Genomic DNA, 4,617 nt, shown 5'->3' with positions numbered 1-4,617 from the left:
TCTGCTCTGGGACAGCGCACCGGTCAGCGCGGTGTTCCAGCTCGCCCGGGTCGTCCCCGACCCCGCGCCGACGCCGGGGACGACGGTGCGCGGCTTCCGGATGACCGTCGAGACCGAGCGGCTGACCGACGCCGAGCGGGCGGCGCTCCTCACGTCGTGGCGGCGGCTCAACCGCTACCTCAACCCCGGCAACCCGCTGAACGGGTCGGTCCAGCCGGTGCCCGCACCGCAGTGGGCCACCCTGGAACCCGCCGACCCGCTCACCGTCCCGCGCCTGTTCTGGAATATCGCGCCCTGGCAGGAGCAGCCCGGCACGCGCCCGATCGGCTTCCCGGGCGAGGCGTTCGGCCTGCTGCTGAGCGACCGGCAGCCCTACGACCCGGCCGTCCAGCCCGACACGCTCGCCCGGATCACCCCGGCCGGCGCGCGGGTCACCGCCGACGGCACGAATCTGCGGGTGGAGCTTGCGGCGGGCGACCCGCCGGCCGGCTCCCCCGGCACGCTCGGGTACCACGCCGTCCGCGACGGCTCCGGCTGGACCGAGCGGGTCACCCTCGCCGCCACCACGCTCGCCTTCGACCCGAACGAGGCCGCGCGGCGGCTCCGCGCGACCCTGCGGGAGCCCGAACCGTCCTGGACCCCGCCCGCGCCGGGGACCGCCGCCCCCGTCACGCCGCCGGTCCTGTGGGGCTTCACTCCCCTGGACGACGGCTGGGCCCAGCTCCCGCTGCCCAACCTCTCCGAGCAGATCTACCTGGACGCGGGCGTGGCGCAGGCGCAGCCCGTCCCGGCGCCCGCCAACCTGCTGCGCGGCGCCGTCAGCTTCGGCAACGACGACTCCTCCGGGCTCGGCCAGGCGCCCGGCGAGCAGCCCTGGAGCCTCACTCTCGCCGCGGCCCGGCACCTGACCGGCGTCTGGGTGCTCGCCCCGGCCGGTTCGGAGTTCCGGCTCCAGTCGGCCGACCTGACGCTGGACGCGCCGGAGGTGGCGCTCAACGGCCTGTTCTGGCTGAGCACCCAGGCGCCCACCGCCGCCGACGCCCTGCCCGACCTGGACGACTGGATCGGCGGCCTGACGCCCGTCCCGCTGCACACCGTCACCGGACGCGAGCTGTTCGCGCCGCTGGCGCGGCTCACGTTCGACGCGATCGGCTTCACCTGGCGCGGCACGCCCGCGCCCTCGGCCGCGTTGGGCGCCTGGGCCTTCCAGTACGACTTCGACCCCGTGCTGCTGCGGGCGTTGGTGACCGGCGGCGTCCTCGCCCCCGACACCCTCAGCGCCGCGCTGCCACTGGTCTGGCGCCGCCATCCGACGCTGCCGATGGTGCAGGCCCTGGCGCTCACCCAGAGCATCGACCCGCCCAACGTGCCGATCGCCGGACGCCAGCTCGTCCCGTTCGAGCTGCCGGTGACCCGCCAGGACGGCCTGGACCTGCCCGACCACTGGCGCTTCACCGCCGACGGAGCCGCCGGATGGCCGCGCTACGGCGGCGGCTCCAAACCCGCCCGCGAATGGCTCGGCACGGACGCGGACAAGCTGTACGACCTGCCGCTGGCCGCGCTCTCGCTGCCCGGGCTGGTGCTCGACCCCCGGCCCGACGGCGACCCGCCGCAGAACGACCCCGCGCTCGGCCTGGCCGTCCAGTACCGCCACGACCTGCCGTACACCGACGAGGTCCAAGCGCTGGCCCAGCTCCCCAGGATCCCCAGGGACCCGCGGGAGAGCTCCCCGCTGCCCGACACCGCGCGGCCCGAGCCGCCGCGTCCGCTGACGCGCGCGGACTACGCCGCGCACTGGCGGCGCCTCGCCGAGCGCGCCGACCTCGCCGCGGCCGACAGCGTGGCCGCCTTCGCCCGCCAGGACGGCCAGACCGTGCTGCGCTTCCTGGCGTCCACACGCTCCTGGCCCGTCCGCGCCACCTTCGCCCTCGACGGCTACCCGGGCGAACTGCGCCTGGACAACGCCGACCCCGCGCAGAGCGCCCCGCTGACACTGGCCGGCGAGACGGCCCTCCGCGGGATCGACGGCGACTTCACCGACGGCGCCACCGGTCTGCGCCGCCTGCCCGCGGACGCCCCGGCCGGCGCCGCCCAGTACCGGCTGACGGCCGGAAGCATGGCCGCCCGGGTCGTGGCCGGTGCCGGTTTCGCCGACCAGCGCGGGCTGGTGCGCGGCGCGAGCGCGCCCGCGTCCAACCTGATCCGGACGCCGCTGAGCCATCCCACCGCGGGCGACGTGCAGCTGACCACCACCCGCGTCCCGCTCACCCTCGGCCACGGGACGGCGTCCTGGCGGCTGTGGTTCCGGGACCTGCCCGTCCAGGGCACGGCGTTCACCAAGGCGTCCGCCCACTCGCCCGAAGCCGTTGAACTGGACCTGGACGGCAACGACCCCGAGGCGCGCAGCAGCGACTACGAGCACCGCACCGGGTACGAGTGGCGACTGCGTCCGCCCGGCGACGATCCCGACGCGCCCGCGCCCGGCCTCGACCTGTTCGGCCTGCGCTTCTTCCCCCTGGTGCTCGACCGCGTGGGCTTCACCGGCGACGGCGTGACCGCGGTCGAGGTGATCGGGCGGTTGCAGCTTCCGGTGGCCGGTTCCGCCGGCGAGCAGGCCGAGCTGAGCAACTGCGTGCGGCTGACCTTCACCGGTGCCGGCGGCGGTGCCGGTAGCGGTGCGGGCACTGTGTTGAACCTCAGTGCCGTCAAGGTGGAGGGCTCGCCGCTGGAGTGGCCGCTGGCCGTCTCGGCCGGTGAGGCCGGGGACGCGCCGCGCCTGCGCGTCGGCAGTGTCGCCCTGGCTTCCGGTGGCGCCGGTCTGAACATCGACCAGGTCCGGCTGTACTTCCACCTGTTCCAGGTGCAGTGGGCGGTCGCCGTGCCGGCGATCTCCTTCCCCGGCCCCGTCACCCCGCCCTTCACCCTGCCCGGCGCGTCCGCCCAGGACCCGATCGTCCCGCAGCGGGTCGCCCTCGGCCTCGACATGACCGGCGGCGAGCACACCCTGAAGCTCAGCCTCGCCGTCCGCGTCGGAAGACCGCCTACGGGGTTGCAGGCCCTCTACCGCTTCGACGAAGGCAGCGGCGCGACCGTCCACGACTCGTCCGGCGTCGGCGCGCCGCTGGATCTGACCGCGGCCTCGACCCAGGGCATGAGCTGGAGCTCCGGCGGCCTGACGCTCACCAAGCCGACGCTGCTCCGCTCGGGCGCTCCGGCCGCGAAGCTGAACGCCGCGGTGAAGGCGGGCAACGAGATCAGCGTCGAGGCGTGGGTGAAGCCCGTCACCGGGCTGCTCACCAACGGGCAGTTCGACATCCTCACCGTCTCGTCCGACGACACGCACCGCAACGTCACGCTCCAGCAGCGCAAGGGCCTGCTCGACTCGTCCAGCATGGACGCCTGGTTGCGCACCGACGCCACCGACGCCACCGGCAGCCCCGACCTGGCCACCCCGGCCGGGTCGCTCGGCCCCGCCCTGACCCACCTGGCCTTCACCCGCTCCGCCGACGGCCGCACCCGGATCTACCTCAACGGACAGCTCAAGGCCGAGCACACCGTCGGCGGAAGCCTGGCCGCCTGGAACGACCAGTTCGAACTCGCCCTCGGCGACGAGATCACCGGCGGACGGGCCTGGCTGGGCACCTACCGCATGGTCGCGCTCTACAACCGGGCCCTCAGCGCCGAGGAGGTGACCGCGCGCTTCGCCTCGGGACCGGCCGCCGTGCCGATGACGACCCGAGGGCAGGCTCTCGCGGCCACGCTGACCTTCAACCTGATGGCCTCGGAGGCGGGGACGGGCCGTTTCACGCTCGACTCCGCGAACCTGTTCGACGACCTCAGCCTCGCCGTCACCCTTCCCGACGGCTCGCCCGCGGCCCTGGCCGGTGACACCACGCTCCAGTTCGGCTGGAACGGTTACAGCACCTCGCAACCGGACGGCCTCCAGTTCCTGCCGGGCATGCGCCTCGCCGACGCCGGAACGCCCGGCCTGAGCGGACGCGCCGCCCCCGGCTTCGCCACGGTGACCTTCCGCGCCACCGCCCGGCCGGACGATCTGCCGCGACTCCCCCTGACCGGCGCTTTCGTCGAGGCTCTGCTCGTCGCCCACTGGGGCCGCTCGCTCCAGGACCCCGTCCCGAACCGGACCGCCGAGGCGGCGCGGCTGTACGGCTCCTCGGCCGGCGACCTCGTGGTCGGCTACACCTCTCGCCTGGACGGCGCGGACTGGCAGGAGCGCTTCCTGCTCAACGGGATGCTCACCGCCACCGACCTGGTCTCCTGGCCGCAGCAGCTCAGTTACGACGCGTCCAACGCCCGCATCACCCTGCCCGCCGCCCGCATCGCCGGCGCACCGCCGCTGACCCACCTGCGCCACACGATCCGGGTGCTGCTGAACCAGCACGAGCTGCCCGCCGCCATCCTGACCGGCGCGGACGGCCCGTCGCTGTTCGCCTTCGCCCCGGGCGAGAGCTGGCAGCCCCTGGCGCTGGTCGAGCACCAGCTCGTCGAGGTGACCCCGGCGGCCGACGGGAGCGCCGGGACCCTCGGCCGCGAGACCCGCTGGACGTCCGTCCAGGAGGTGCGGCTGCTCGCGCCCCAGCGCGCCGCGCAGTTCCT

General features: G+C 74.9%; 1 protein-coding gene. It reads left to right on the top strand.

Translation table 11 applies throughout. The features are described 5' to 3' along the window. Positions 1-4,617 (top strand): LamG-like jellyroll fold domain-containing protein (locus AB0J52_RS28355; RefSeq protein WP_500185507.1); only part of this gene is annotated, 4,617 nt, incomplete at both ends.

The sequence above is a fragment of the Spirillospora sp. NPDC049652 genome, from assembly GCF_040675125.1.
In the GTDB taxonomy this organism is placed as follows: Bacteria; Actinomycetota; Actinomycetes; order Streptosporangiales; family Streptosporangiaceae; genus Spirillospora.
Note: the sequence above shows the minus strand (reverse complement) of the source record. Positions and strands in the feature narration are given on the sequence as shown.